Source organism: Flavobacterium sp., from assembly GCF_044373165.1.
Taxonomy (GTDB): Bacteria; Bacteroidota; Bacteroidia; order Flavobacteriales; family Flavobacteriaceae; genus Flavobacterium.
The window spans coordinates 1-3,215 of sequence record NZ_JBILQL010000158.1 but is presented as its reverse complement, the minus strand read 5'-3'; the positions used below and the strand labels follow the sequence as shown (position 1 = coordinate 3,215).

5 protein-coding genes are annotated in these 3,215 nt (G+C 52.6%); 2 read left to right on the top strand and 3 right to left on the bottom strand.

Annotation, left to right across the window (positions count from 1 at the left end; genetic code table 11):
- The coding region (locus ACIQ32_RS12300) for a lysis system i-spanin subunit Rz (protein ID WP_396195971.1) at nt 1-542 on the top strand (542 nt) is incomplete at its 5' end.
- A gap of 439 nt (nt 543-981) precedes the next feature.
- Here ACIQ32_RS12300 and ACIQ32_RS12295 read toward each other — a convergent pair.
- Genes ACIQ32_RS12295 through ACIQ32_RS12285 form a run of 3 tightly spaced genes read right to left on the bottom strand, consistent with a single transcriptional unit; the run spans nt 982 to nt 2,293 of the window.
- The gene (locus ACIQ32_RS12295; RefSeq protein WP_396195970.1) at nt 982-1,476 is read right to left on the bottom strand and encodes a siphovirus Gp157 family protein; all 495 of its coding nucleotides are present in this window, start codon (nt 1,474-1,476) and stop codon (nt 982-984) included.
- A 10-nt stretch (nt 1,477-1,486) separates the two neighbouring features.
- Complete coding sequence (locus ACIQ32_RS12290; RefSeq protein ID WP_396195969.1) at nt 1,487-2,131, bottom strand: phage replication initiation protein, NGO0469 family; 645 nt, start codon at nt 2,129-2,131, stop codon at nt 1,487-1,489.
- A gap of 3 nt (nt 2,132-2,134) precedes the next feature.
- Nucleotides 2,135-2,293 (bottom strand): hypothetical protein, encoded by a 159-nt coding sequence (locus ACIQ32_RS12285; RefSeq protein WP_396195968.1) that lies wholly within the window; start codon nt 2,291-2,293, stop codon nt 2,135-2,137.
- A 527-nt stretch (nt 2,294-2,820) separates the two neighbouring features.
- Between ACIQ32_RS12285 and ACIQ32_RS12280 the strand changes: the two genes are divergently transcribed.
- Nucleotides 2,821-3,093 carry a hypothetical protein gene (locus ACIQ32_RS12280; protein ID WP_396195967.1) on the top strand — a complete coding sequence of 91 codons (273 nt, stop codon included), beginning with the start codon at nt 2,821-2,823 and terminating at the stop codon, nt 3,091-3,093.
- The last annotated feature ends 122 nt before the right edge of the window (nt 3,094-3,215 follow it).

Below are 3,215 nucleotides of genomic sequence, written 5' to 3'. Positions count from 1 at the left end.
TGCTGCCGTTTTGGCGCATCGCTGCGGCATTGGCCGCCGTCGCCGCGCTCGCTGGTGCGGTGTGGTGGGTGCGCGATACTGGCGTGCAGGCAGAGCGCGCCCGCTGGCAAATTAAAATGAGCAAATCAGATGCGCACTGGCAGGCTCAATTAGATGCGGCCAATGCCTCAAACCGCTCGAGCGAGCGGCGCAGCGCCCGAGCGATTGCAGACGTGTCAACCCGGTACCAACGTGAGATTAAAAATGTCGATGCTAAAAAAAATTATGATCGTAGTAGCGTGCAGCGCGGCAGCCTCCGGCTGTTCGACCGTCCCGATGTCGCCACTAGGCAAAACGATTGTCGAGCGCTGTCCGCAACCAGTGACCCTACCGCCTCCACCCTCGGATGTGATGGTAGAGAGGCAGCAGAACTTTCGCGAGCGGCTGCTGAAAATCTTTTTGACCTCGTCAACGACGCCGACGCTGTCGTCGCGCAACTGGCAGCCGCCCAGTCCGTGATTTTGGAATATCAAAAATTATGTGGCGCTGGTGGCGGCTTATGATCAGTCATCGCAGACCGCCCTCCGCGCTCTAAGCTGCCATTGTTGGCAGCGCGTAGGCGCTGCGCTTATTGCCACCATCGCGCCTCGTACATAGGCCGATTCGGCCCGCCTCTCTGCGGCTGCGTCAATCTCCGGGACAACAAAAAAATAAAACGTCATTGAGGCTATAGCCGCGCCGAGCGCGCAAAAAATCGTGAGGAGCGCGAGCGCAAAAATTGCGCGTTTATTGTGGTTTTTCACAGCTTTTGCAACCTCATTTTGGCAATTTTTATTTTTTTGTTTGCGATTTTTGTTTTGATTAGACCGATCTCGCGCTCAGTGTCAAAAATTTTTGCTTGCACTCGCTGCATCTCGCTCGCGTAGTCGGCGAGCAGGCGCGTATACGATGCGCGGTGGCACTGTTCTCGCCATTGCAAAAATGTCAAATAAATTTTTGTAATCATTTAATCTCCAATCGCGTCCCGGTTTGCAGTCGCGCCCCGGGCACAAAATCGCCGGATTTTAGTCTGTCCCCTATTAGTTTTTTGTCGGGCACCGAAACGACTGGCGGGGTGCGCAAAAATTCGGCAGGGATGAGATCAGGGTTATCGACAACAACGCTGGCCGGATTGTGTTTAATCGCGAGCGTTAAAAATGGGCTGTCGATTTTTGTAATCCCGCACGCCTCCATGTTGGTTTTTAGGTATTCGGTTATTGAGTCGATTTTTTGCTCTAACCGTTTTCGCCGCTCGGCCATGTGGCCCTCTGCCTCACGGATTGCCCTCACAGTCGCCTCGATGTTTTTGACAAACATCGCCACGTTTTTTGATTTTTCCTCGACCGGGAATTGGAGTCCCTCTAGTGTGTCCCGTATTGTCTCTGCGTCTAAATCGGAGTTCTCAAGCACGGCTAGGGCCGTGCGGTATTCGGTCGTGAGTTCGTAGAGTGCTGTCATAATTTATGCCTCAAAATGGGATGTCATCGTCAAAATCATCCAGCTGTACTGGCTGGGCGCGCTGCCCTATATCATGCCGCGCCGTAGAGGCTGGAGGGGCTGACGTCGCGTGCAACGCCAAAAATTCTGGTGTCGACGTAATCAAATTTTTGTAGTAGTCGGAGAGCGCATTAAATGACGCTAAAACAAATTCGTCGGGCTCAAGTGACAAATAAAACGACGGATTAATTTGCTCGGGCACCGGCGCACCTTTTGGCAACGCCATTAGCGCGGTGATGCGGGTTTTATTTTTGTCGTTTGGTGTTAACTGCAACATGCACGGTTTGCCTAGGATGTTTTTGGAGTCAAACCCTGCCAGCTCGGTTTGCGAAAACTCGCGACCGCGCCAGTTGACTAAATCGCGTCTCAAATTAGCCTTTTCTGCGAGCGACGCCGTGTAGTATTTTGAGACAAAAAACGGCATCCCGGCGCGCTCGCCATCCGGCATCAGCTCGTTTGGTAGCTCAAATCCAATCACAACTTGACGTCTAAAAATTTTCTCGCCCTTGTACTCGCCCGGCTGCGTACCAATGTCAATCAGCCGGACGCATCGCGCAACGTGCGTACCTGCTGGCGCCTGTGCAAAATCGCCGCCGCCTGTGTCAGTCCATCTCATTTTTTAATCCTCATAATTTTGCTGCAATTTGTCAATTAAAATTTCCTCACGCGCCGTTTTGCCGCGAGGATTGAAAATCTCACGCCGTCCGCGCCAGCCGAGCACGTCGTGATCGTAGTCGTCTCGCGCCAGCGGTTGCTCGCGCCAATCCAAAAATGTCAAATCATCAGATTTTTGGTTAATCGTCAGAATCCTCCTCCTCCAACAAATCACGAACAGTGGCAGAGTACACGCTCAAATACTCGGTGACCTCGTATTTGATGTCGAGTGCGCCCGCTCTGATTGACTCGCGGATCACGTCAACAGTGCGTCCGTGCAGTGCGTTGATTTGGTCAAAAAATTTAACACGGTCGTGCGACGTCATCGGCGCGCCTCCCTATAAAAAAATTTTGTGCTGTGCAATTTTGCTGCTAGTCCAATTTTGCTGCTGGTCGCGCTTGCTTTTTCCGCAGATTCGCCAGACCGGTGGCCCGTAGTAGGGTTTCGCTCACGCCGCACCGTCGCGCTGTCCCCGCGCTCGCTCGCCTATTGGCCACACTCCCGCGGGGAGTCAATGCAAACTGCGCATCGACAGCAACACTATAATCCAACGTGTGCCGATTGTCAACAATATTTATAGAGTTTTGGAGCGTTGACAAAATCACGGCGTGAGCGTAAAATACGGTCAACACAATAACCTGAGCAAAAAAATGGTACCTATCATAAATTTAGACAAAAATTGTCCCGAAATCGACCTGATCATCCACGAGCATTTTTTGGGCAAAACCCGCCTGCTACAGGAGGCGCTCGGCGTCACTCGCGCCTGCGTCTCAATCTGGCGTAGGCGCGGCATCCCGGCGATGAGGCGGTACCATATAGACGCGGTGATTCGGGAGCGTTCCGAGGGTTTGAAGAGCGAGGGCGATGGCGAAAGCAAAAAACCGCTTTCCTCGGTAGAAAACACAATCGGGAGCCTGGCATAAATCGACACACGCGCTGCGGCATACCTTGGGATTGTCAGTCCGCTGGGAGTCGGTAGTACCCTGCCGCAGGCGTGGAGCGGCAGGGCTTGACAATGTTGTAACAATATGGTTTAATTTTTTAG

Excerpts from the sequence above, each read along its gene's own strand:
- ACIQ32_RS12280 (WP_396195967.1), top strand. The coding sequence starts at position 2,821 with ATGGTACCTATCATAAATTTAGACAAAAATTGTCCCGAAATCGACCTG.
- ACIQ32_RS12290 (WP_396195969.1), bottom strand. The coding sequence starts at position 2,131 with ATGAGATGGACTGACACAGGCGGCGGCGATTTTGCACAGGCGCCAGCA.
- ACIQ32_RS12295 (WP_396195970.1), bottom strand. The coding sequence starts at position 1,476 with ATGACAGCACTCTACGAACTCACGACCGAATACCGCACGGCCCTAGCC.